The 23,704-nt window shown below is 60.6% G+C and carries 20 protein-coding genes and 5 pseudogenes; 8 read left to right on the plus strand and 17 right to left on the minus strand.

Translation table 11 applies throughout. The features are described from left to right. Nucleotides 1-34: 34 nt before the first annotated feature. Nucleotides 35-904, plus strand: a complete 870-nt coding sequence (ku, locus tag G5575_RS08085) for a non-homologous end joining protein Ku (protein WP_164533895.1) — start codon at nt 35-37, stop codon at nt 902-904. Here ku (G5575_RS08085) and ku (G5575_RS08090) read toward each other — a convergent pair. Beyond that, nucleotides 901-1,731 carry a non-homologous end joining protein Ku gene (ku, locus tag G5575_RS08090; protein WP_164533896.1) on the minus strand — a complete coding sequence of 277 codons (831 nt, stop codon included), beginning with the start codon at nt 1,729-1,731 and terminating at the stop codon, nt 901-903. The genes ku (G5575_RS08085) and ku (G5575_RS08090) overlap by 4 nt on opposite strands. A gap of 88 nt (nt 1,732-1,819) precedes the next feature. Here ku (G5575_RS08090) and ligD point away from each other — a divergent pair, with 88 nt between their 5' ends. Further along, on the plus strand, nt 1,820-2,230 hold the full coding sequence (gene ligD, locus G5575_RS21660; protein WP_407924855.1) for a non-homologous end-joining DNA ligase LigD: 411 nt from the start codon (nt 1,820-1,822) through the stop codon (nt 2,228-2,230). 174 nt (nt 2,231-2,404) lie between these two features. On the opposite strand, the gene G5575_RS08095 is transcribed toward ligD, so the two are convergent. From G5575_RS08095 to G5575_RS08125, 8 genes and pseudogenes are all read right to left on the minus strand, one after another. Then, a complete protein-coding gene (locus G5575_RS08095) occupies nt 2,405-3,241 on the minus strand; it encodes an MBL fold metallo-hydrolase (RefSeq protein WP_164533897.1) in 837 nt (278 codons plus the stop codon). Between the two features lie 3 nt (nt 3,242-3,244). After that, nucleotides 3,245-4,023: pseudogene (locus G5575_RS08100) on the minus strand (TatD family hydrolase). Beyond that, the gene (gene metG / locus G5575_RS08105) at nt 4,024-5,571 is read right to left on the minus strand and encodes a methionine--tRNA ligase (RefSeq protein WP_164533898.1); all 1,548 of its coding nucleotides are present in this window, start codon (nt 5,569-5,571) and stop codon (nt 4,024-4,026) included. Beyond that, nucleotides 5,568-6,590, minus strand: coding sequence for an AAA family ATPase (locus tag G5575_RS08110; RefSeq protein ID WP_164533899.1), 1,023 nt, complete (start codon nt 6,588-6,590; stop codon nt 5,568-5,570). The genes metG and G5575_RS08110 overlap by 4 nt, the downstream gene beginning before the upstream one ends. After that, nucleotides 6,587-7,051: a dTMP kinase gene (gene tmk, locus G5575_RS08115; RefSeq protein ID WP_328765933.1), complete on the minus strand. Its 465-nt coding sequence runs from the start codon at nt 7,049-7,051 to the stop codon at nt 6,587-6,589. Before tmk ends, G5575_RS08110 begins: the two co-directional genes overlap by 4 nt. Then, a complete protein-coding gene (locus tag G5575_RS21665) occupies nt 7,009-7,272 on the minus strand; it encodes a dTMP kinase (protein WP_328765934.1) in 264 nt (87 codons plus the stop codon). The genes tmk and G5575_RS21665 overlap by 43 nt, the downstream gene beginning before the upstream one ends. A 27-nt stretch (nt 7,273-7,299) precedes the next feature. Beyond that, nucleotides 7,300-8,442, minus strand: a complete 1,143-nt coding sequence (locus tag G5575_RS08120) for a D-alanyl-D-alanine carboxypeptidase family protein (protein WP_328765935.1) — start codon at nt 8,440-8,442, stop codon at nt 7,300-7,302. Between the two features lie 36 nt (nt 8,443-8,478). After that, complete coding sequence (locus tag G5575_RS08125) at nt 8,479-9,468, minus strand: septal ring lytic transglycosylase RlpA family protein (protein WP_164533900.1); 990 nt, start codon at nt 9,466-9,468, stop codon at nt 8,479-8,481. 278 nt (nt 9,469-9,746) lie between these two features. Here G5575_RS08125 and metH point away from each other — a divergent pair, with 278 nt between their 5' ends. Together metH and G5575_RS08135 are read left to right on the plus strand one after the other, a co-directional pair. Continuing rightward, on the plus strand, nt 9,747-13,496 hold the full coding sequence (gene metH, locus G5575_RS08130; RefSeq protein ID WP_235935887.1) for a methionine synthase: 3,750 nt from the start codon (nt 9,747-9,749) through the stop codon (nt 13,494-13,496). An 8-nt stretch (nt 13,497-13,504) separates the two neighbouring features. Next, nucleotides 13,505-13,834, plus strand: a complete 330-nt coding sequence (locus G5575_RS08135; RefSeq protein ID WP_164533902.1) for a hypothetical protein — start codon at nt 13,505-13,507, stop codon at nt 13,832-13,834. Between the two features lies 1 nt (nt 13,835). Here G5575_RS08135 and G5575_RS08140 read toward each other — a convergent pair whose 3' ends face one another. The 4 genes and pseudogenes from G5575_RS08140 to folD all read right to left on the minus strand — a co-directional run bounded on the left by G5575_RS08140 (nt 13,836) and on the right by folD (nt 15,916). Next, nucleotides 13,836-14,132: a hypothetical protein gene (locus tag G5575_RS08140; RefSeq protein WP_164533903.1), complete on the minus strand. Its 297-nt coding sequence runs from the start codon at nt 14,130-14,132 to the stop codon at nt 13,836-13,838. Beyond that, complete coding sequence (locus G5575_RS08145; RefSeq protein WP_164533904.1) at nt 14,111-14,413, minus strand: hypothetical protein; 303 nt, start codon at nt 14,411-14,413, stop codon at nt 14,111-14,113. Before G5575_RS08145 ends, G5575_RS08140 begins: the two co-directional genes overlap by 22 nt. 63 nt (nt 14,414-14,476) lie before the next feature. Beyond that, nucleotides 14,477-14,968: a DUF1643 domain-containing protein gene (locus G5575_RS08150; protein ID WP_164533905.1), complete on the minus strand. Its 492-nt coding sequence runs from the start codon at nt 14,966-14,968 to the stop codon at nt 14,477-14,479. Between the two features lie 46 nt (nt 14,969-15,014). Continuing rightward, nucleotides 15,015-15,916 (minus strand): annotated as a pseudogene (gene folD / locus G5575_RS08155) (bifunctional methylenetetrahydrofolate dehydrogenase/methenyltetrahydrofolate cyclohydrolase FolD). Nucleotides 15,917-15,956: 40 nt separating this feature from the next. Between folD and G5575_RS08160 the strand changes: the two are divergent. Continuing rightward, nucleotides 15,957-16,562 (plus strand): DUF1176 domain-containing protein, encoded by a 606-nt coding sequence (locus G5575_RS08160; RefSeq protein WP_164533906.1) that lies wholly within the window; start codon nt 15,957-15,959, stop codon nt 16,560-16,562. Nucleotides 16,563-16,840: 278 nt separating this feature from the next. Next, nucleotides 16,841-18,314 (plus strand): annotated as a pseudogene (locus tag G5575_RS08165) (AMP nucleosidase). Between the two features lie 165 nt (nt 18,315-18,479). Here G5575_RS08165 and eno read toward each other — a convergent pair. Further along, nucleotides 18,480-19,758, minus strand: a pseudogene (eno, locus tag G5575_RS08170) (phosphopyruvate hydratase). A 190-nt stretch (nt 19,759-19,948) separates the two neighbouring features. On the opposite strand from eno, the gene G5575_RS08175 reads away from it, so the two are divergent. Beyond that, complete coding sequence (locus tag G5575_RS08175; protein ID WP_164533908.1) at nt 19,949-20,380, plus strand: VOC family protein; 432 nt, start codon at nt 19,949-19,951, stop codon at nt 20,378-20,380. A 71-nt stretch (nt 20,381-20,451) separates the two neighbouring features. Next, nucleotides 20,452-21,447 (plus strand): serine hydrolase domain-containing protein, encoded by a 996-nt coding sequence (locus G5575_RS08180; protein WP_164533909.1) that lies wholly within the window; start codon nt 20,452-20,454, stop codon nt 21,445-21,447. A 7-nt stretch (nt 21,448-21,454) separates the two neighbouring features. On the opposite strand, the gene G5575_RS08185 is transcribed toward G5575_RS08180, so the two are convergent. From G5575_RS08185 to G5575_RS08195, 3 genes and pseudogenes are all read right to left on the minus strand, one after another. Further along, complete coding sequence (locus G5575_RS08185) at nt 21,455-21,631, minus strand: DUF4169 family protein (protein ID WP_164533910.1); 177 nt, start codon at nt 21,629-21,631, stop codon at nt 21,455-21,457. A gap of 31 nt (nt 21,632-21,662) precedes the next feature. Continuing rightward, nucleotides 21,663-22,007: a gamma-glutamylcyclotransferase family protein gene (locus G5575_RS08190; RefSeq protein WP_164533911.1), complete on the minus strand. Its 345-nt coding sequence runs from the start codon at nt 22,005-22,007 to the stop codon at nt 21,663-21,665. Continuing rightward, a pseudogene (locus G5575_RS08195) lies at nt 22,007-23,637 on the minus strand (CTP synthase). Before G5575_RS08195 ends, G5575_RS08190 begins: the two are co-directional and overlap by 1 nt. Nucleotides 23,638-23,704 lie beyond the last annotated feature (67 nt).

Here is a 23,704-nt window from a genome sequence, read left to right on the forward strand (position 1 = left end):
AAGGCCACGTTCACGAGTCACATGGAGGTTTGTCATGGCACATCGCGCTGTTTGGTCAGGCGTTATCAAGATCGCGGAAATCACCTGTCCGGTCAAAATGTACACCGCGGCCACGACATCGGACCGTATCTCCCTGAACCTCGTAAACCGGGAAACAGGCAATCGGCTGAAGCGCATCTATGTGGACGAGAAGACCGATAAGCCCGTGGAGCGCGAGGACCAGGTCAAGGGCTACGAAACCAGTGCCGGCCATTACGTCGTATTGGAACCAGAAGAAATTGCTGCCGCCGTTCCGGACAGCGACAAGGTGCTTAAGGTCGACAACTTCATCACCTGCAGCGAGATCGAGACCACCTTTTTCGACAAGCCCTATTACCTGCTTCCTACGTCCGATGCTTCCGCAGAGGCATTTGTGCTGGTCCGGGAAGCCCTGCGGAAGGGCAAAGCAGCCGCCATCGCGCATACCGTCCTGTTCCGACGCCTGCGGCCGGTTCTCATCCGTGCACACAAGAAGGGTTTGATCGCCACAACCCTCAACTTCGACTACGAAGTGCGATCGTCCAAGCAGGTGTTTAAGGACATTCCCAAGCTCAAGATCGATCAGGAAATGCTTGAACTGGCTGAGCACATCCTCACCACAAAGGCTGGCAAGTTCGATCCTGAGAAGTTTGAAGACCGCTACGAGGAAGCGCTTGCGGAGCTCGTCAAAGCCAAGATCGAGGGCCGCAAGGTCGTGCCGCTCAAGCGTCCTGAGCCGACCAAGAAGAACGATCTGCTTGAGGCGCTGCGTATGTCGGCTGGCAATGATGATGCCAAGGCCACCAAGAAGCCCCGAACCCGCAAGGCTCCAGCGAAAAAGGACGCTGCTGAAGCCGAAAAGCCGGCACGGCGCAAAGCGAGTTAGCTGCCGCGCTTCTTCTTTGGCGTCGCATCAGGATTGGATTCCAGGCTCTTCTTGAGCGCAGCCATCAGATCGATGACATTGCTCGCAGCCGGTGCCTCATCCTCTTCGTCCTTGGCTGCCTTCTTGCGCTTCGGCTTTGGCTTGTCCTTGGCCTTGATGATTTCCTTGATGTTGTCCTGGACTGGGTCTCTGGCCATCTTATCTGACCAGTCGACGGTCCGATCCGCGATCAGCTTTTCGACCATCGACATCATCTTCTTGTCGACCGGCTGGTCGTCGATCTCTTCCCAATACTCGTCTTCATCACGGACCTCGTTGCCGTAACGGAGCGTCCAAAGAATGATGCCGTCTTCCCAGGGCTGCAGCAGCACTGGACGCTCCCTTCCGGAGATGGTGAGACGAGAGAGGCCGACTACGCCCTTGTTGGCCATTGCCTGGCGAATGATGATAAAAGCCTCTTCGCTGATCTCGGCGTCGGGGACCACGAAGTACGGGGTGTCGAAGTAAGTCCATTCGACGGTGTCGAGGGGTGCGAACTCGCCGATGTCGATCGTTTTGACGCTTTCGAGATGCACCGATTCGAGCTCCTCATCCTCGAGGACGAGATATTCGTTTTCCGCTCGTTCATAGCCTTTGACCTGATCGTCTTTGTCGACGGTATTGCCGGTCTCGGCATCAACATAGCGGGTGTAGATGCGATCGCCGGTCTTACGGTTCAGCGTGTGGAATTTGACCTTTTCGCCCTCGGTGGTCGCGGGCGTCAGGGTAATGGGGCATGTCACAAGGGAAAGCTTGAGGAACCCCTTCCAATACGGTCGAACTGCCATCCGTGCCTCCCTTTGATCAACCGCAAACGCTGTAACCGCCTGGCTGTTCCCGGACATTCTCGGCGCCCTTTGCCTTCCGTCATGGCCGCTGCTATCCGGCGGCAAGGGCGTGCATGTGGTCGTGCCGTTGGGTTCGGAAGCTAGTTGGAACGCGGTGAAATCCTTCTGCCAGAACTTTGCGGAACTGCTCGCCAAGACGGAACCGCAAAGGTTCGTCGCCAACATGAGCAAGGCCCGAAGGAAAGGCCGAATGTTCCTAGATTACCTCCGCAACGGCCAAGGCAGCACCGCTATCTGCCCTTGGTCAACGCGGGCTCGTGCGGGTGGCACCGTGGCAGTCCCAGTAACATGGTCAGAGCTTGACGGCCTTGACCACGCGAATGGCTTCGACATCTTTGCGGCTGCCGAACGTGCAAGCGGGCCCAACGCATGGGAAGGATATTTCGAGGTTGATCAGGTCCTGTCTGAGCGCATACAGCACGTAATATGTCGCCATTAGCGGGTCGCCTCCGTGTCGAGCGCCCTGCCCTGCATGCTGGCAGACAACTAAGCGCCCCACTCCAACCGTTCAAGCCGCACGTTTAATCCCCTGACAAAGCAAGCCTTGGGTCGAAAACCTTTTCGCTGGTGAGCCCATCATTGGCCATGCGATATGAGAGTCCCGTCATCATGCTTATATATTGAGAATCGACCCGCTTTTGACATCGATCTGCATGCCGTCGAAGGCGGCGGTGACATTGTCGGGCGTTCCCTCGATCGTAGCGGCATAATCGAGATCGATGTGCATGTTTGTCACCACCGCCTGCCGCGGCGACATCTGTTCGATCAATGCCAGCGTCTCGGGCAAGCTTAGATGGCTCGGATGCGGAGTTGGTCGCAGTGCGTCGACGATCCAGAGATCAAGATCGCGCACCGCGTCTAGCGAACTGTTCGGCAAAGCTGAAAGATCGCAACTGTAGGCAAAGTTTCCCACCCGGAAGCCAAGGCACCGTATATCGCCATGGATCATGTCGAAGGTGCCGATCTCGATCTCGCCACCGGGCCCTGAGACCAGAATCGTGTCCCCGGCGACAATCTCATGCGCGTTGAGGATCGGCGGATACGAACTGCCCGGCGGCGTCGAAAAACAGTACCCAAATGCCTCCCGCAACCGCGCCCCGCATTCGGCCGTAAAATACACATCGACCCGGCGTCGGTTATGAAGCGCCAGGACCCGAAGGTCATCGATGCCATGCGTATGATCGGCATGCTCGTGGCTGTAAAAAACCGCGTCGACGCGATCGACAAGCGCATCCAACAATTGCTCGCGGAGGTCAGCGCCCGTGTCGATGACGATGCGAGTCGGATCGGCCACGCCATCTGTCCAGCCTTCGATCAGCAGCGAACAGCGACGCCGACGATTTCTGATCTCGTTGGGATCGCAAGCGCCCCAATCATTGCCGAGCCGCGGCACGCCACCGGATGATCCGCAGCCCAGGATGGTCGCGATGATCCGGTCCGGCGCTGCCATGGCTCAACTCAAACCAGTCTTGGAAAACAGTCGACCGAAATTTGCCGTCGTTTCGGCGCCCAATTGCTCGAGCGTGATGCCGCGCGCCTCGGCAAGCTTTTCCGCCGTATGCCGGACAAAGCTCGGTTCATTGGACTGTCCGCGATGTGGGATCGGCGCCAAATAAGGTGCATCGGTCTCAACCAGATAGCGATCGGCGGGCACGAGCTTGGCGACCTCGCGGATTTCCTCGGCATTCTTGAAGGTGATTATGCCTGAAAAGGACACATAGCCACCCAAAGCCAAAGCCCGCTGCGCGAGATCCATGCCGGCCGTAAAGCAGTGGAGAACAAAGGGGAAGGCCCCTGCCCGGCCTCTTCTTCTAGGATCGCCGCCATATCGTCGTCGGCGGCGCGGCTGTGGATAACCAGTGGAAGACCGGTGATCCGAGATGCCGCGATATGGCGGCGCAGGCCCAATGCTTGAGCTTCGCGCGGCGCATTGTCGTAGAAATAGTCGAGGCCTGCTTCACCGATGGCAACGCAGCGTGGATGGGTGCTCAGCCGTATTAGGTCGTCCGTCTGGATGTGCAATTCCTGATCCGCGTTGTGCGGATGCGTGCCGACCGAGCACCAGACGTTCTCGAAGCGTTCCGCAATCCCGGCATAGGTGGAAAAGTTATCTACCCTTGTGGAAATCGTCACCATGCCGGTTACTCCCGCAGCTGCAGCGCGGGCCATGACGCCGTCGAGATCGGCGGACAAAGCCTCGAAGTCCAGATGGCAATGGCTGTCGATCAGCATCTATTCCGCCGGCTTTTCCAACCGCGCGAAAACGCCCTGCGGCACCGGCAGTTCCGTACCCGGCTGCAGGCGATGCGGCACGATCGCCAATGGCAGAATGCGATCTTCCTCCGGCACAGCCAGCTGCTCAAGCAGCCGCGCAGCGGAGGCCGGAACGAAGGCCAGCATCGGGATAGCCAGGCGGCGCACCGTATCGGCCGTGCGATAGAGCACCGTGGCCATGCGTTCCGGATCAGTCTTTTTAAGCGCCCAGGGCTCCTGCGCGGCAAAGTAATTGTTGGCAGAACTCAGCGCAACGATCAGGGCGCCCGTGGCCTCGTGGATCAGCTGTTCGTCCATGGCCTTTTGCGCCGTCTGGATCGCTTCGCCCACTTCCTTTTCGAGCTGCTCATCGGCCGGCGTCGCATGCCCAAAGGCTGGCACCTTGCCGTCGCAGTTCTTGTTGATCATCGACAGCGAACGCTGCGCCAGGTTGCCCAGGTTGTTGGCCAGATCGGCATTGACGCGGTTCACCAGCTTTTCGTGGGCATAGTCGCCGTCATTGCCGAACGACACTTCGCGCAGGAAGAAGTAGCGCACCGCATCCGCGCCGAACATTTCGACGAGTTCGAACGGGTCGATGACATTGCCCAGCGACTTGCTCATCTTCTGCCCGTCGACGGTCAAAAAACCATGCGCAAAGACGCGATGCTGCACCGGCAGGCCCGCACTCATCAGGAAAGCGGGCCAATAAACGGTGTGGAAGCGGATGATATCCTTGCCGATAACATGAAGGTCCGCCGGCCAGAATTTCTTGAAGAGCTCGCTCTCCTCGTCCGGATAACCGACGCCGGTGATGTAATTGGTCAGCGCGTCGACCCAGACATACATGACATGCCCATTGGCACCCGGCACCGGAATGCCCCAGTCAAAGGTGGTGCGGCTGATCGAAAGGTCCTGCAGCCCGCCTTTGACGAAGGAGATGATTTCGTTGCGGCGTTCCTTGGGGGCGATAAAATCGGGGTTCTGCTCATAAAGCTCGAGCAGCTTGTCGCCATAGGCCGAAAGACGGAAGAAATAGGTCGGCTCTTCCACCCATTCGACCTCGGCCCCCGACGGCGCAAAGCGCTTGCCGTCTTTTTCGGTCAGCTCGTCTTCGTCGAAATAGGCCTCGTCGCGAACCGAATACCAGCCCTTGTAGGTCGACTGGAAAATGTCGCCGTTCGAACTCGCCTCCATCTTGCGCCAGATCGCCTGCGACGCCTCATGGTGGCGTTGCTCGGTGGTACGGATGAAGTCGTCGTTGGAAAGGTTAAGCTCGGCCGCCAGTTTGCGGAACTCGGCTGCATTTCGGTCGGCAAGCTCGCGGACCGGGATGCCTTCCTTGGCCGCCGTCTGCACCATTTTGATGCCGTGCTCGTCGGTGCCGGTGAGGAAATAGACCTCGCGACCTTCGAGCCGCTTCCAGCGCGCAATCGCGTCGGTCGCGATCATCTCATAGGCATGCCCGATATGGGGCGCACCATTGGGATAGGAGATCGCGGTCGTGACGTAAAAGGGCTTGGTCATGCTGGCTCGGCGGGCGTGGACAGGGCGCAATGCTTGCGAATGGAATCAAAGATCACGACAAGCGTCTGCTTCATATCGAGATTGACGCTGTCGGCTTCTGTAAGCAGAGCATTGGCCTTGTCCCATAGCTCGGTGGCCGAGGCAAGCCGCCTGCGATCGGCCGAAGCAGTCGCGGCCTCGCGCGTCTCAGCCACCATCCAATCGGCAAGAATTTCGCGGGCAAAGGACATGGTCGGCCCCTGCGCATCGGCACCCAACGCATCGGCCAGCTGCAACTGGGCGCTGATCGGCATGGCGTCCGGCCGTTGCAGCCACAGCAAAAGCGATGCCACCGGCGAAGCATCACCCAGAGCCAGCGTTTCGAAAGCGCGACGCGGTCGACCGCCGGCCAGGCTAACGGCGCGACTGAGGGTTTCGGCATCGAGATCCGGCAGGCTCGCGGTCACCACTGAGCGCAAAATGTTCTCGCTCAGCGGCCGCAGAGCCAGATTGTGGCATCGCGACTTGATGGTCGGCAGGAGCTGACCCGGACGATGCGAGATCAGGAAAAAGGTGGTCTCGGTGGGTGGTTCTTCCAGGGTCTTCAGGAGCGCATTGGCCGCCGACGGATTGCAGTCGTCGATACTGTCGAGGATTGCGATGCGGTGACCGGCCCTGCCCCGCGTATGGTGCAGGGCGTCGCGCAGCTCGCGCACGTCCTCGACCCGAATGACCGAATAAAAGCTCTTGCTGTCCTTGGGGCGCCTGCGCAGCAGCGAGAGATTTGGATGCGACAGCGCCGCAACCTGCTCATGCACGCGATGCGGCGGCTCATCGCCGGTGGCGACGAGGATCGCGGTAGCGAGTTCGAAGGCCAGCGTTGCCTTGCCGATGCCCTGTGGACCATGCAGCATGATGGCGCCCGGCAGCCGACCCTCGGCAAGCTGCGCCAGAACAGCGCCCCGAGCCAAGTCATGACCGATCGCGGACTGCCGCTGCTCCGGCAGCGGAAGCCCTTCGAGCGCGTTCGGATCGCTCACTCGGCCGCCCTGCCCTGCAGTTCCGGAAAGCGGTCGCTTACCAGCGACCAGATCGCCGCTTCCAGGGCTTCTTCGCTTTGCTCCGCGGAGATGACCTTGCATCGGTCAGGATTGGCGCGGGCGATATCGAGAAAATTCTGCCGCAGCCGCTGATGCCAGTCGAGTTCTTCCTTCTCGAAGCGATCGCCGGTGGCCTGCAGGCCATCCTCAATCGCGCGCTGCTCCACGCGGCGGAAAGCGGCCTCCGGATCCATATCGAGGATGATGGTCAGATCGGGCGTATGTCCATCGAGCGCCAAAGTCTCGAGCGCATCGATCAGCCGGTCATCGACGCCGCCAGTCAGCCCTTGATAAGCGCGGGTCGAGTCGCAAAACCGGTCCGAAATGACCCACACGCCCTTGTCGAGATTGGGCGCGATCAGCTCATGGACGTGGTCAAGACGAGCTGCAGCAAAAAGCACTGCTTCCGAGCCAGCCCCCAGGCTTCCGACCGGCCCTGGAGAATAAAGGACCGGATGGCCTCGGCCTTGGGCGTGCCGCCCGGCTCTCTCGTGCGCACCGCGTCGATCGACTGGCGCCCGAGATTGTTGAGAAGCCTCCGCACCTGGGTCGATTTGCCCACGCCTTCACCCCCTTCAAAGGTGATGAATCGGGCGGAACGTCGGCTGGGCGCTTCAAGCATGGTCGCTCTGGTATCCGAAACTGCGCCCTAGAGCCAGCCAAGCGCCAGCTGTTTCAACGCATCGGTCGCCCGGCGCACGAGGTCGCCCTGCGGCACGTCCTGCGCGGCATAGAGCGGCGCCGATTGCACCAACTGATCGTTGCAGAACACGCGCAGCTCGGCAATTTTATCGCCCTGTGCGATGGGCGGCATCAGCGGGCCCGAGTAATTGACGGTGGCGGAGAGACACTGGCGCGAACCACGCGGCAAATAGAGCGCAATCTCACCCTGTCCCACCAAGCCAACCTTTGCCGCCTCGCCACCATAAACATCGGCTTCGGCAACGACAGCGCCCGCTGCATAGGGCGTGAAGCGTTCAAAAGCCCGCGCGCCCCAGGTCAGTAGTTTGCGGCCCTCTTCGGTGCGCTCGCGCATCGAGGTCAGTCCATGCACCACGGCCACAAGACGCCGGTCGCCCTGGTCGGTCGAGGTTACCGAACCATAGCCGGCAGCCTCGGTATGCCCGGTCTTGAGGCCATCGACGCCGATGCCCATTTCGACGAGCGAATTGCGGTTGGGCTGCTTGATGCCGTTCCACTCCATCTCCGGTTCGGAGAAGTAGTGGTAATATTCCGGAAACTCGCGGATCAGATAGCGCCCGAGCTCGGCCAGATCCCGCGCCGTCGAATATTCGTTGGGATCTGGAAGGCCGGTCGAATTGGTAAAGTTCGACCCGTCAAGACCGATCTGCCGCGCCAACTCGTTCATCATCTGCGCAAATGTGCCCTCAGACCCGGCGATGCCTTCAGCCAAAACGATGGCCGCATCATTGCCGGACTGGATGATTACGGAGCGAACCAGATCTTCGACACGGATCTGCGAATTGAGATCCGCAAACATGGTCGAACCGCCCGACGAGGCGCCACCGGTTCGCCAGGCATTTTCGGAAACGAAAAACTGGTCGTCAAAGCTCAGGCGGCCCGCGCGGATCTCGTTAAAAACAACCGCAACCGTCATCAGCTTGGTCATGCTGGCCGGCTCGAGCCGGGCATCGGCGTCCTTCTGGAAGATCACCGTGCCGGACTCGTAGTCCATCAGAACCGCAAATTTTGCATTGGTCGAAAAATCGGCCTGAGCGAAGGATGGCGCCACCAGACCCAGCAGTGTTGCAATGGCAATCAGCAGTCTCACTTGGCGCCTCCCCTGTCCCTGAACCGGGATAGCTAATTAGTATTGGATTATGTCGGCGAGGCCAAGTTCCCGAGCCAGGTTCAAGACGTCTTCTTTGCCGGCGCCAGGTTTCAATTGTGTGAGAGTAAGCTGGGTTGCAGGCTTTCCGGCATAGGTGACCGCTTCTTCGCGCACAGCGCCGAGCAAGGCGAAGCGTTGAGCCAGTAGGGCGGCATTGCCGGGATCGGCGTAGACGCCGAGACCGATCCGGACGGCGCGCTGGTCGGCATCGACACTTGCTGCCCAGGCGGCCAACTCGCTGTTTCCCTCGGCCATGGCATTGACCGCAGCGTGGGCGCTACCGATCGCCGCGTCCGCTTGCTGGGGCGTGGTATAGGAGAAGAGCCCGCCCAGGAAATTCTGCGTCATGCCCAGAAGGCTTCGATTGCTTTCGCCCGCATCGGCAAATTGGGTGCGGCTGCCACCGGTGTCGAAATCGGCAGGGCCATTATAGCTGGCGACAAGCGTGCGAGTGTCGTCGCCTTCGAGCGGCGCCGGACCCATATAGTCGACCTTGATCGCAGCAGAACCCTTGGTGACATAGCCCAGCATCGCCGCAGCACGGTAAGAAAGGTCCATGACCCGGCCGGGAAGATAGGGGCCGCGATCGTTGACGCGAACGACGATCGAGCGGCCATTTTCCTGGTTGGTGACGCGGACATAGGACGGCAGCGGCAGGGTTGCGTGGGCGCCGGTGATGGCATTGGCGGAAAAGATTTCGCCGTTCGCGGTTTGGCGGCCGTGGAAGTCCGAGCCGTACCAGGAGGCCTTGCCGGTCGCGGAATAGCCTTGCGGATTTTCCTGCGGAACGTAGGTAACCCCTCTGACAGTATAGGGTTTTCCCACCTGATAGCGCCCGCCCCCGCGCGGCGGATTGGGATGATTGGTGACCCGCGGGGAGACAGCGACCCCATACTCGCCTGAGGTAAAGGCGCCGCGCTTGACGGTCGCTCCAAGGCCGCCGCCGGTCGCACAGGCTGCGATCATGGGTGCAACGATAGCACCGAGAAGGAGGAAACGGACGGCACTTCGCCAGGTTGTCGTCACGGTATGCGCTACTCGAACAGAAACACTCGAGCGGAATCATAGAGGCGACAATGGGCAGTGCACAGAAAGGAACAATTTTATGCTTTATCGCGAGTTAATTCACACACCCTGTTAGCCAGCGGCGAACATGAAGACGCGGCTTGAAGTGATATAAAGATATCTTTATGTGATTGGCGAGCGCGTGCCTGCGCCGGTCTTTGATGAAAGAGAGGATGGCGATGAGCCCCTCCCCCACCGATACGATCATTCCCGATTGGAACGAGGTTCGCGCGGCGCTGACGGCCGCGATGCAGGACCGCATCCTGATCCTTGATGGCGCCATGGGCACGATGATCCAGCGGCTGGGGCTCGAAGAAGAGAACTTCCGCGGCGACCGCTTCAAGGACTGGAGCCACCCGCTCAAGGGCAACAATGATCTTTTGGTGCTAACCGAGCCTCAGCAGATCGAAGACATTCACTACGCCTACTATATGGCCGGCGCCGACATCGTCGAAACCAATACCTTTTCGGCGACCTCCGTGGCCCAGGCCGACTATGCCTGCGAAAGCGCAGTCTATGACATCAACTACCAGGGCGTCGTGGTTGCGCGACGAGCAGCCATCCGCGCCGAGCGCGAGGACGGGCGCAGGCGGTTTGTCGCTGGCGCCGTCGGGCCAACCAACAAGACGTCGTCCATGTCGACCGACGTCAACAATCCCGGACATCGCGCTATCAGCTTCGACGAGCTCGTCGTGGCCTATGGCGAGGCGATCACTGGACTGATCGATGCCGGCGCCGACCTGCTGCTCTTCGAAACCATTACCGACACGCTCAACACCAAGGCCGGCATTTTCGCGGCGCAGCGCCTGTTCGAAGAACGCGGCATCGATGTGCCGATCATGATTTCGGGCACGATTACAGATCTTTCCGGCCGTACCCTCTCCGGCCAAACGCCGACGGCCTTCTGGTATTCGGTGCGCCACGCCAACCCGATCACGATCGGTCTCAATTGCGCGCTCGGCGCCGACCTGATGCGCGACCATATTTCCGAACTCTCGAAGGTCGCCGACACCTTCATCTGCGCTTATCCGAATGCTGGCCTGCCCAATGAAATGGGGGCCTATGACGAGACGCCCTCGGACATGGCAAGCCAGCTGGAAAGCTTTGCCCAGGATGGGCTGCTGAACATCGTCGGCGGCTGCTGCGGCTCAACGCCTGACCACATCCGCGCCATCGCCCAGACCGCCGCGCGCTTCAAGCCGCGTCCGGTGCCGCATGCCGATCGTCTCCTGCGCCTCGCCGGCCTTGAACCATTCACGCTCACGAAGGACATCCCCTTCGTCAACATCGGCGAGCGCACCAACGTCACCGGCTCCGCCCGCTTCCGCAAGTTGATCACGGCCGGCGACTACACCGCCGCTCTCGACGTTGCCCGTGACCAGGTGGCAAACGGCGCCCAGGTCATCGACATCAACATGGACGAGGGCCTGATCGACAGCCAGCAGGTCATGGTCGATTACCTCAACCTTCTGGCGGCCGAACCCGACATCGCCAAGGTGCCGCTGATGATCGACTCTTCCAAGTGGGAGGTCATCGAGGCCGGCTTGAAGTGCGTTCAGGGCAAAGCCCTGGTCAATTCGATCTCGCTCAAGGAAGGCGAAGAATCGTTCATCCGCTACGCCAGGCTTGTGAAAGCCTATGGCGCGGCCGTCGTGGTCATGGCCTTCGACGAAACCGGACAGGCCGACACTAAGGCGCGCAAGGTCGAGATTTGCGCTCGTGCCTACAAGATCCTGACTGAAGTCGTCGGCTTCCCGCCCGAGGACATCATCTTCGATCCCAACGTCTTCGCCGTGGCCACCGGTATCGAAGAGCACAACAATTACGGCGTCGACTTCATCGAGGCGACCAAGGAGATCACCGGGCAACTGCCGCATGTGCACATCTCGGGCGGCATCTCGAACCTCAGCTTCTCGTTCCGCGGCAACGAGCCGGTGCGCGAGGCCATGCACGCCGTCTTCCTCTACTATGCCATCCAGAACGGCATGGACATGGGCATCGTCAATGCCGGCCAGCTCGCCGTCTACGAGACCATCGACCGGGAACTGCGTGATGCCTGCGAGGACGTGATCCTCAACCGTCGCGCCGACGCGACCGATCGCATGCTGGAATTGGCCGAACGCTACAAAGGCCAGGCCGGCGGCGAAGCCAAGGGTAAGGACACGAGATGGCGCGAGCTTCCGGTCAATGACCGCATCACCCATGCGCTCGTCAACGGCCTTACCGAGTTCATCGAAGCCGACACCGAAGAAGCCCGCAAAGCCTCCGAGCGCCCGCTCCATGTGATCGAGGGCCCGCTGATGGCCGGCATGAACGTCGTCGGCGACCTGTTCGGCTCAGGCAAGATGTTCCTGCCGCAAGTGGTGAAATCTGCCCGCGTCATGAAGCAGGCCGTGGCCTACCTCATGCCGTTCATGGAAGAAGAAAAGCGCCTCAATGGCGACGCCTCCGGCCGCCAGAGCGCCGGCAAGGTCTTGATGGCCACCGTCAAGGGCGACGTCCACGACATCGGCAAGAACATCGTTGGCGTCGTTCTCGCCTGCAACAATTACGAGATCATCGACCTCGGCGTCATGGTGCCGAGCCAGAAAATCCTCGAGACCGCCAAGGCGGAAAACGTCGACATCATCGGTCTATCGGGCCTGATCACGCCGTCCCTCGACGAAATGGTCCATGTTGCCGCCGAGCTCGAACGCGAGGGCTTCGACATCCCGCTGCTGATCGGTGGCGCCACCACCAGCCGCGTGCACACCGCCGTCAAGATCCACCCACGCTACCATCGCGGCCAGACCGTCCACGTCAACGACGCCAGCCGCGCCGTCGGCGTGGTGTCCAACCTGCTGTCCGACGACACCAAGGTGACGTTTATCGAGGGCGTTAAAGCCGAATATGCCAAAGCCGCAGCAGCGCACGAGCGTGCCGAGGCTGAGAAGAAGCGATTGCCGCTGTCGGTGGCGCGAGCCAACGCGTTCAAACCAGACTGGTCTTCATTCAAGGCAACAAAGCCGACCTTCTTGGGTACACGCGTGTTCACCGATTTCGATCTCGCCGAAATCGCCACCTATATCGACTGGACCCCCTTCTTCCAAACCTGGGAGCTAAAAGGCCGCTTTCCCGCCATCCTCGAAGACGAAAAACAAGGCGAAGCCGCCCGCGCTCTGTGGGCCGATGCGCAGGCCATGCTGGCGCAGGTGATTGACGAGAAATGGTTTGCCCCTAAGGCCGTCGTCGGCTTCTGGCCCGCCAACGCCGTCGGCGACGACGTGCGACTGTTTACCGGCGAAGATCGTTCCGTTGAACTGGCAACCCTGTTCACCCTCCGCCAGCAGCTGAGCAAGCGCGACGGCAAGCCCAACATGGCCTTGAGCGATTTCGTGGCGCCAGTCGGCACACCGGACTACCTCGGCGGCTTCGTCGTCACCGCGGGCCTTGAAGAAGTGGCGATCGCCGAACGCTTCGAGCGCGCCAACGACGACTATTCCTCGATCCTCGTCAAAGCCCTGGCCGACCGCTACGCCGAAGCCATGGCCGAAATGATGCACCAAAAGGTCCGGAAGGAACTTTGGGGCTATGCCGCGGACGAGACCTTTGCCGTGTCTGAGCTGAGCGAAGAACGCTACCAAGGCATCCGCCCTGCCCCCGGCTATCCCGCGCAGCCCGATCACACGGAAAAGACAACGCTGTTCAGGCTTCTCGACGCGGAAAACGCCGTCGGCGTGACGCTGACGGAAAGCTACGCCATGTGGCCCGGCTCGTCTGTGTCGGGCCTCTATTTCAGTCACCCGGACAGCTATTATTTCGGCGTTGCCAAGGTCGAGCAGGATCAGGTCGAAGACTACGCGCGCCGCAAGGGCATGGCCATTGAAGAAGTCGAGCGCTGGCTCGGACCGATCCTTAACTATGTGCCCGGCCGCGTGGCGGCGGCGTAGTGACAGAAATGATCCCCGTCACCCTGATCACGATGCCCAACCAGCTGGTGCCGCTTTCGCCGGACACCGCCCTGCTCCGCTTGGCCGCAAATACCGGTCATGGCCACGCCGATGGCGACACCTGCCCAGCCTGCGCCGCGCAAACCGATATACGGGCGCAGCTTTATAATCTGACCGAAGAAGTTCGGCGCAACATGCGCCCGGCCTTCTCGCGAGTGGTGGTGGATGCCAGTGCAGACAGGGATGTAGCGAACGTCGTGGCAGCGCTGACCGGCAAACTACCGGCCCAGGCACTGCGCGATCACACGGTGGCGCGGACTTTCTTTCTCGTGGGCTAAACTAGAACGACTGACGGACCCCGAGGCTCACGGCATTGGCGCTGTCCTGGAAATTGCCGAGGGTTTTCCAGCCACCGGACCGGTGCTGCAGGCGGAGGAAAAATTCGGTATCTGGATGTTCGGCAAACGACACCGAAAGTTCAGGCGCCATGTAGAACAGCAAAGACGAATCGCCGTTGTTCTCGATCTCGCGCTCAGCCTCGATGCCGATCGGATCGGTGGCATAAGAAAGGCCGCCAGTGATCGCCGCGGAGAATTTGACGTTGTCGGTGACGATCAGGCCGTCGTAGCGAAGCACTGGCCCCACCCAGACTTCGCCGGAGATACCGGGGACCCGATACGCAAAGCCGTGCCCACTTCAGCACCAAGCTTCAACCCGCCGTCCTCGCCCAGAAAAAACATCTGATAGCCGGCGCCGAGGATGTAATTGTCCTCATAAGAAGCAGTGAACGGAAAGAGCGCATGCTCGATGAAGCGGTCGGTAAAACGACCGGCAAAACCGAAAACATTCTGATCGGCGGCAAAAACAGGCTGGCTGATTGCAGAGAGAGCGACGACCGCCAAAACCGTTCCGCGCATATAGATCAGTCCCGTAAAATCCGCTGCCCTAACGCCGCGTCGAAAACGAAGTTCCGCTGCGGTCTAGGGTTGATACCGCATCAGCGGCGTATCGGCGCGTAAATAAAGCGGGTGCTTTGGCGATCCATCGGCATTGATGCCGAAGCACCACAGTTCACGCCCGTCTGCGCGCAAGGCATCGACAAGTTCGCGACCGGCTGGGGCTAGCGCCTTGTTGAGCTTGCCATGGCAAAGCACGATTTTCTCGGCTCCGGCCGCGGCCCTGCGAATAGCTGGCAAATTGGCGGCGGACACGGCCTCAACCCCAGGCTGCAGCAGGGCCTTGGGGTCTGTCGCCCGATAGTCGCCGACATTGCACTTGACCATGGCCTCGAAGCCCTCGCGGCGGGCGAAGGTCCATTCGCGAGCGCAGGTCGGGTCATCAACCGTGGCGTCGGCCGTGGAGGGATTCATGCCGATAAAGACGATGTAGCGCTCGGGAAAAGTCTCCCCGAGCCAGCGCCGCATGATCTGGCGGTGTTTGCCGTCGGCGCTGATGACGACATCGCCGCGCACGCCTCCCCGAGCCGCAGGCGGACCTTGCCGCCAGGATCGTGCTCGCTCATGCGGTGAGGTCACTCGGCGGCACGAGGCCGTTGATCAGCGATGCCGTGGTGATGGTATTGGCGAGAAGGCAGGCAATGGTCATGGGGCCGACGCCACCGGGCACCGGCGTGATGGCGGCAGCGTTTTCGGCAGCCCCGGCGAAATCGACATCGCCCACAAGCCGCGTCTTGCCCTCGCCACGCTCCGGCGCATCCACGCGGTTGATGCCCACATCGATGACGACAGCGCCCGGCTTGATCCAGTCGCCCTTGATCATCTGCGGTCGGCCGACGGCGGCAACGACAATGTCGGCGGACCGCACCACCTCGGCAAGGTCCTTGGTCCGCGAATGGGCAACAGTGACCGTGCAGTTGTCGCGCAGCAACAACTGCATCATCGGCTTGCCGACGAGGTTTGAGCGCCCGACGATCACGGCGTTCTTGCCCTCGAGCGAACCCAGCTCCTCACGCAACAGCATCAGGCAGCCGAGTGGCGTGCAGGACACTGGGCCCGGCAGGCCGATCTGTACCTTGCCGACATTGGCCGGCGTAAAGCAGTCGACGTCCTTGGCTGGGTCGATTGCTTCGATGACCTTGTTGGGATCAATATGCTTGGGAACCGGCATTTGCACGAGAATGCCGTGCACCGCCGGGTCGGCATTGAGCTTGCCGATCAGCGCCAGCAGCTCCGCCTCCGGCACCTCGGCCGGGAGTTCGTGCTTATAGGAGTTCATCCCGACTTCAGCCGTCTGCTTGGCCTTGGAGGACACATAGACCTGGCTGGCCGGGTCTTCACCGACAATAACGACGGCAAGCCCTGGCGTTATGTCATGCTCGGATTGAAGGCGCTGGACATGACCGGCAATGCGGGCGCGCAGGCCCCTGCGAAGGCTTTTCCGTCGATGATTTTTGCGGTCATAGTGCCTCTCGAATTTGGGCTTCGATTTAAGGGATGAGGGATGATCCGTCCATTGCTTTGGCTGCCGGTCGCGGCGCTTTGTTTGACACCGGTCGTGGCGCAGGAGGCCTCGTTGCTCAAACAGGCCGAAAAGCTTCATGCCCTGGCGGCAGGCCAATGGTGCGATGGGGGCTGGACCGGTTGGGACAAGGAGCGTGCGGATCCTGAGCAATGGACCTTCAGCTATGCTCCGTCCTACGACAGCGAAAACGTCCAGGACATCACGGTCATCCGCCTGTTCTGTTTCGCCGGGGCCTACAACATTACCCACGCCTATTACTGGCACCGGGAATATGAGGGGCTGATGCCGCTGTCGCTGGCGGAGCCGACCTTCAAGGCAACTTATGCCGACGACGACGGGCTGGATGGTACTCTGCTGGATCTAAAAGTCACCGGCATGAGCGCTTCCCATGTCCTGACCAATTCTTCGTTCGACCCGGACACCCTGACCATCTCCTCGGACGCACCGTGGCGCGGGTTGGGAGACGCGAGTTCGCAGGGAACGTGGATGTTCGTCGACGGCGACTTTACCCTCAAGCGGTTCGATATCGACGCCAGCTATGATGGTGAGATCAATCCGCAGAACGTCGTCGATTACACCGAATAAGAAGGCCGCCTCGGCATCGCTGCCGGGCGGCCTCTATGGAAACGGCCCGCCGCGCTGTTGAGGGCTTGGGGGACATGCGGCAAACCGCTTCTGGTTCATCGGGCATGGGTCGATGCGTATCCAACGAACAGGCTCGAAGATGGTCAGCAATTGCGGCGAGAAAAGAGCGGGTCACCGATCTGTGAAGACCGCGTTGAGAAGGCTTCACGCACCCCCTATGTTGGGGGAAAGAGCCAAGCCAAAGGTCGGCCCGATACGCGGGCCGTTGAAAGAACAAGATGACGATCCTCTCCCCGCCCCGTGTCGAAAAGCAGTCCTTCACCGATCCACATGAGGCTTGGGCGCATCTGACGACCCTCTACCATCGCAACTGCGACTTCATCCGCGAACACCTGCAGGGCCTGATGGAGGGAAAGATTCCAGCCGGCCGCGTCCGCGCTTATTACCCGCAGGTGGAAGTGCGCTCGACCAGCTATTCCAAGGGCGAAAGCACCCTGCCCTACGGGTATCTTCATTCCCCGGGCATCTATCGCACGACGGTCACCGCGCCTGACTTGTTCAAGGGCTATCTTCAAGAACAGTTTGCCGTAATCCTCAAGAATCATGGCGGCACCATCGATATCGGCGAATCGGAAACGCCGATCCCGCTGCATTTTGCGCTCGGTCCGCGCGATCATCTCGATGGCAGGGCCATCAATGCGCTGGACGTGCCGCTACGGGACGTGTTCGACGCGCCCGATCTTGGCAACACGGATGACGAGATCGCCAACGGCACCTATGTGCCGCCACGTGGCGGGCCCTACCCGCTCTCGGCCTTTACCGCGCCGCGAGTGGACTACTCGTTGTTCCGGCTCGCCCACTATACCGGCACCGATGCAGACCACTTCCAGAACTTCGTGATTTTCACGAATTATCAGTTCTACATCGACGAATTCTGCCGCATCGCCAAGGGCTGGATGAGCGAAAGCCATCCCCACTACGAGCGCTTCATCGAGCCCGGCAACGTCTCGACCGACAACATGCTGACCGGTGGCACGATTACCGGCGAGCCGCCGGCCCGTATGCCGCAGATGCCGGCCTATCATCGTGGGTGAGCGCGGACGCGGCATCACCATGGTCAATATCGGCGTGGGTCCGTCCAACGCCAAGACTATCACCGACCATATCGCCGTGTTGCGCCCGCACGCCTGGATCATGCTGGGGCATTGCGCAGGTCTCCGCAATTCGCAGGAGCTCGGCGATTACGTGCTGGCCCATGCCTATGTCCGCGAAGACCATGTCCTCGACGCCGACCTGCCGCTGAGCGTGCCGATTCCCGCCCTCGCCGAAGTGCAGGTGGCGCTCGAGCAGGCGGTCGAAGAGGTGACCCAGACCGAGGGCGTCGAGACCAAGAAGATCATGCGCACCGGCACGGTGGCGACCTTCGACAATCGCAATTGGGAGTTGTGGGACCAGACGCAGGTCACGCGCCAGCTCAGCCAGTCACGTGCCGTGGCCCTGGATATGGAGTCGGCTACGATTGCGGCGAACGGTTTCCGCTTCCGCGTACCCTACGGCACCCTGCTCTGCGTCTCCGACAAGCCGCTGCATGGCGAACTCAAGCTTCCCGGCATGGCCTCGGACTTCTACCGGACCCAAGTCAATCGGCACCTGCAGATCGGGCTGCGGGCCATGGAAATCCTGCGCGACCAGCCAGCCGAACGCCTCCATTCGCGCAAGCTCAGAAGCTTCGCCGAGACGGCGTTCCAATAGTTTCCTAGACCTCATCCTGAGCCTGTCGAAGGACGAGGTCGCAGGCACCGAACGAATGCTGCCGACTTCATGGTTCGACATACTGACCATGGGGTCTCATTCACCTCAGCGCACAAAAAAGCCCGGTGTCACCACCGGGCTTTATCATTGGTCCAAGCGAACCGATCAGCGGCCCTTGACCACCGAATACCCAGCATATCGTGCCGACGAGCGAGAGCTGCTCTTCGATGCGGATCAGCTGGTTGTACTTGGCCAGACGATCGGAGCGCGAAAGCGAGCCGGTTTTGATCTGACCGCAATTGAGCGCCACGGCGAGGTCGGCAATGGTTGAATCCTCGGTTTCGCCCGAGCGGTGCGACATCACCGAAGTATAGCCAGCGCGGTGCGCGGTATCGACGGCGTTGAGCGTCTCGGAGAGCGAGCCGATCTGGTTGACCTTGACCAGGATCGAGTTGGCCGTGCCCATTTTGATGCCGGAGCGCAGGCGCTCGGTATTGGTGACGAAAAGGTCGTCGCCAACCAGCTGCACCTTCTTGCCAATGGCGTCGGTCAACGCCTTCCAGCCATCCCAATCGTCCTCGGCCATGCCGTCTTCGATGGTGATGATCGGGAAGCGATTGGCGAGGTCTTCGAGGAAGCGCACGTTTTCGTCGGAGCCGAGCGACTTGCCCTCGCCTTCCATCTCGTAACGGCCGTTCTTGAAATATTCGGTGGCCGCGCAATCAAGACCGAGGAACACGTCCTCGCCCGGACGGTACCCTGCTTTTTCGATCGAGCGCATGATGAAGCCGAGCGCCTCGTCGGCCGAGCCAAGGTTTGGCGCAAAACCACCTTCCTCGCCGACATTGGTGTTGTGACCTTCGGCAGCGAGACCCTTCTTGAGGGTGTGGAAGATTTCCGAACCGATGCGGACGGCGTCGGCAATCGACTCTGCGCCGGCCGGCAGGATCATGAATTCCTGCATGTCGATCGGGTTGTCCGCATGCTGGCCGCCATTGATGATGTTCATCATTGGCACAGGCAGGACATGGGCGTTCGGCCCACCGATATAGCGGTAGAACGGCAACTCGCTGGACTCGGCAGCGGCCTTGGCGACGGCCAGCGACACGCCGAGAATGGCGTTGGCGCCTAGCTTGCTCTTGTTGGCCGTGCCATCGAGCTCGATCATGGCTTCATCGACGCCAAGCTGGTCGAGGGCATCGAGACCTTCGATCTCATCGGCGATGACGGTGTTGACGTTTTCGACAGCCTGGGTCACGCCCTTGCCGGAATAAAGCGTGCCGCCATCGCGCAGTTCAACCGCTTCATGCGCGCCGGTAGAGGCGCCGGACGGGACGGCGGCGCGGCCGAAGCTGCCGTCATCCAGAACCACATCGACTTCGACAGTTGGATTGCCGCGGCTGTCGTAGATCTGACGGCCCATGACGTGGATGATGGAGGACATGCCTGTTCTTCCCGGGTTTCGATGCGAGTTGCGCTTCTCCTAGACGCGCCGTGTGACAGTGAAAAGAGGGCAGCGGCAAAAAGCGGCTGTGCGCTGCTGGAAACGATTGTTCCGGGCTCTAGCATGTCCCCATGCCCTGCCCTAACATGTCAGTTAGGCGTCTGAACGCTTTCTTTTGGAGGAGATTTTCGTGACCACACCCCTCGTCAAACAGGTGGCCCATACCTGCATTTTCGCGCGCGACCTCGATGCCGTGGAAGCCTTCTACCGCGACGTCTGCGGCGTGGCTCCAAAATTCGATTTTAAGCGCGGCGAGGACCGGATCGGCTTTTATCTCGACTTCGGCCACCGCACCTTCGTCGAGGTCTTCCTCAAGGGCGAAAGCCGCTTCGAAGAAAGCAACCAGATCAACCACATCTGCTTTGAAACCGACGACATCGATGCCTTCATGGCTAATGCCAAGTCCAAGGGCGTGGCGGTAACCGACAAGAAGCTGGGCGTCGATCACACCTGGCAGTGCTGGCTGGCAGACCCAAGCGGCGTCAAGCTCGAGATTTTCCAGTACACCACGGACTCGATGCAATTCGGGCCCGACGGCGTAGACTGCCAAGTGGATTGGTAGAAACAGCCAGGTGTCTCTAACTCGTTAGTGATGCCCACGATTTTGCCTTATGTCGCGGTGAAGCATGAAACATGTTCAAGCACCCCGCCCTCTTCACCTTCGCCCTTCTTTTGCCGCTGCCTGTCGCTGCTCAGGATTTTTCCACGATCCTGGAGGATGCCCAACGACTTGAGACTCTTGAAACCGTCTTTATCGCGATCGACGGCAGGATCGTCGCCGATCGCGGATTCGATGGTCATTCGGTAGACGAGCCAACCAACATCAAGTCCGCATCCAAGACCATCATTTCGGCTTTGGTGGGCATGGCGATCGATAAAGGGCTGATTGAAAGTGTGGATCAGCCAATTGCGGATTTTCTCGCTGATGATTTCCCAGATGACGCGGATCCCCGTCTTAGCGAGGTGACCGTTGGCAACCTCTTGTCCATGCAGGCGGGTCTCGGCCGCACTTCGGGCCCCAACTATGGCCGTTGGGTCACAAGCAGCAATTGGGTAAGATCGGCGCTGGCACAGCCGTTCGAAACCGATCCGGGCGGCGCTATGCAATATTCGACCGGCTCAACGCATCTTTTGTCCGCCATCCTCACAGAGGTTTCTGGCCAGTCAACCCGAGACCTGGCGGAGGACTGGTTTGCACCGGTCGACGAATTCAGCATAGGCGGCTGGGAGCGCGACCCGCAGGGCATCTATCTCGGCGGCAACCAGATGGCGATGTCGCCTCTGTCGCTGCTGGCCTTTGGTGAAGTGTTTCGATCCGGAGGATCGGCGGAAGACGGAACCAGGCTGATCTCGCAAGATTGGATCAACGAGAGCTGGACCGAGCGAACAAATTCGCGCTTTTCAGGCGACGGTTATGGATACGGCTGGTTCCTGCGCAACATCGCCGGTGAAGACGTGAAATATGCCTGGGGCTATGGAGGGCAGATGCTCTACATCGTGCCAAACTTGGACCTGACCGTCGCCATGACTTCGGACGAGCTTTCGCCGTCAGCAGGCAACGGCCATCGCGACGCACTTCACGCTTTGCTGGGCGAAATCATTTCGGAGATTAAGGCCGGAGTGCAGTAGCGGACCGCTATTCGTCCCGCTTGTGGCCCTCGACATGCTTGTCCGCCCGCGCCTTTTCCATTGCGTCCTTGAGCTTTTCAGCCTTTGTGCGGCCAAAGAGAACGCGGTTTTCCGAGGCCTTTGCGTCCTTGTCGGCGCGGGCCTTTTGTTTGCGAACATTGCGAAGGTTGATGATGTCGGCCATGGGGCGACGCTAGCAGATTGGCGCGAAAGTGTCAGGTGACTTGCGGCGCCAGCAGATAGATCTGCGCTTGGACCATGCCCTCTGCGGTCGCCACGTCGATCGTGGTGCGCACATAGCCTTCGCCTTCAAAGGCGTCTAGCCGCGGCCAATGGTCGACCAGATCATCGCTTTTAAAGAGGCTGACCGGAACTTCCGGACCTGCCGGATCGGCAACTAGGCCCGGAAAACCGACCGCGGCGCCCCAGCCGGATTGGTGCAAGTGACCCCGGACGCTGCCCGGCCGCCAAGTGCCGGCCATGCCCGCCATCTGATGATGGTTAGGCTGGCCCGGCTGCAGCGTGCCATAGGCAGCCAGCCGTCTAACGGCCCCAGCCATCAGACCAGGCGGCTCTGCTCCATCGCAGCGGCGATGAAGCTGGTGAACAGCGGATGCGGCTCGAACGGCTTCGATTTCAGTTCCGGGTGGAACTGCACGCCGATGAACCACGGGTGATCCGTGCGCTCGACGATCTCCGGCAAGGTGCCGTCCGGCGAAACGCCGGAGAACAGCAGCCCGTTCTTTTCCAGCAGCTTGCGGTAATCCATGTTCACCTCATAGCGGTGACGATGGCGCTCGCTGATGCGGGTCGAGCCATAGATATCGGCGACACGCGACCCGCGGGTCAGCTGCGCCGGATACGCGCCGAGGCGCAGCGTGCCGCCGAGGTCGCCCTCCGCCGAGCGGGCTTCCTTCTCGTTGCCCTTGACCCATTCGGTCATCATGCCGACGATCGGTTCCTTGGTCGGCCCGAACTCGGTAGACGAGGCATTCTTGATGCCGGCCGTATTCCGCGCCGCCTCGATACAGGCCATCTGCATGCCGAAGCAAATCCCAAAATAGGGCACGTCCTTGATGCGGGGGCAAAGCGCGCCGCCTCGATCTTGCCGGCCGAGCCACGCTCGCCAAAACCGCCGGGCACCAGAATGCCGTGGACATGCTCGAGATAGGGCGCCGGGTCGTCGCGTTCGAACACTTCCGAGTCGATCCAGGCCAGGTTCACCTTGACCTTGTTGGCGATGCCGCCATGGGTCAGCGCTTCGCTCAGCGACTTATAAGCATCCTTGAGGCCGGTATATTTGCCGACGATGGCGATATTCACTTCGCCTTCGGGATTGTGGTAGCGGCGGCTGACCTCGTCCCAGGCCGCCATGTCCGGCTCCGGTGCGTCGGTGATGTTGAAGGCCGCGAGGATTTCGCGGTCGAGGCCTTCATTGTGATAGGCAAGCGGCACGTCATAGATCGAGGCGACGTCAAGACCCTGAATAACGGCGCTTTCGCGCACGTTGCAGAAGAGGCTCAGCTTCTTCTTTTCCCCTTCCGGAATCGGCCGGTCGCAACGCACCAGGAGCACGTCGGGCGCAATGCCGATGGAACGCAGTTCCTTGACCGAGTGCTGGGTCGGCTTGGTCTTGAGCTCGCCCGCCGAAGGAATGTAGGGCATCAGCGTCAGATGGAGATAAGCCGTATGGTTGCGCGGCAACTCGTTGCCGAGCTGACGGATGGCCTCGAAGAACGGCAACGCCTCGATGTCGCCGACCGTGCCGCCGATTTCGACCAGCACGAAGTCGAAATCCTCATTGCCGTCGAGAACGAAATTCTTGATCGAGTCGGTGACGTGCGGGATGACCTGCACGGTCGCGCCCAAAAACTCGCCCTTGCGCTCTTTCGCCAGAAGGTCGGAATAGATGCGGCCCGAAGTGATGTTGTCGCGCTTGTTGGCGGCACGTCCGGTGAAGCGCTCGTAGTGACCCAGATCGAGATCGGTCTCGGCGCCGTCATCGGTGACGAACACCTCGCCGTGCTGAGTCGGCGACATCGTGCCGGGATCGATGTTGAGATAGGGGTCGAGCTTGCGGAGGCGCACCTTGTAGCCGCGCGCCTGCAGCACAGCGCCGAGTGCTGCCGAAGCCAGACCCTTGCCAAGGGAGGAAACCACGCCTCCGGTGATGAATACGTACCGAGCCATGGGCGATCACCATAAGCAAATAGTTGTCGATTCGCAGAGCGCCTTCGCGTTCTACAAAAAGAAGAAG

Origin of the sequence: Devosia aurantiaca (assembly GCF_011058215.1) — a bacterium.
Classification (GTDB): domain Bacteria; phylum Pseudomonadota; class Alphaproteobacteria; order Rhizobiales; family Devosiaceae; genus Devosia; species Devosia aurantiaca.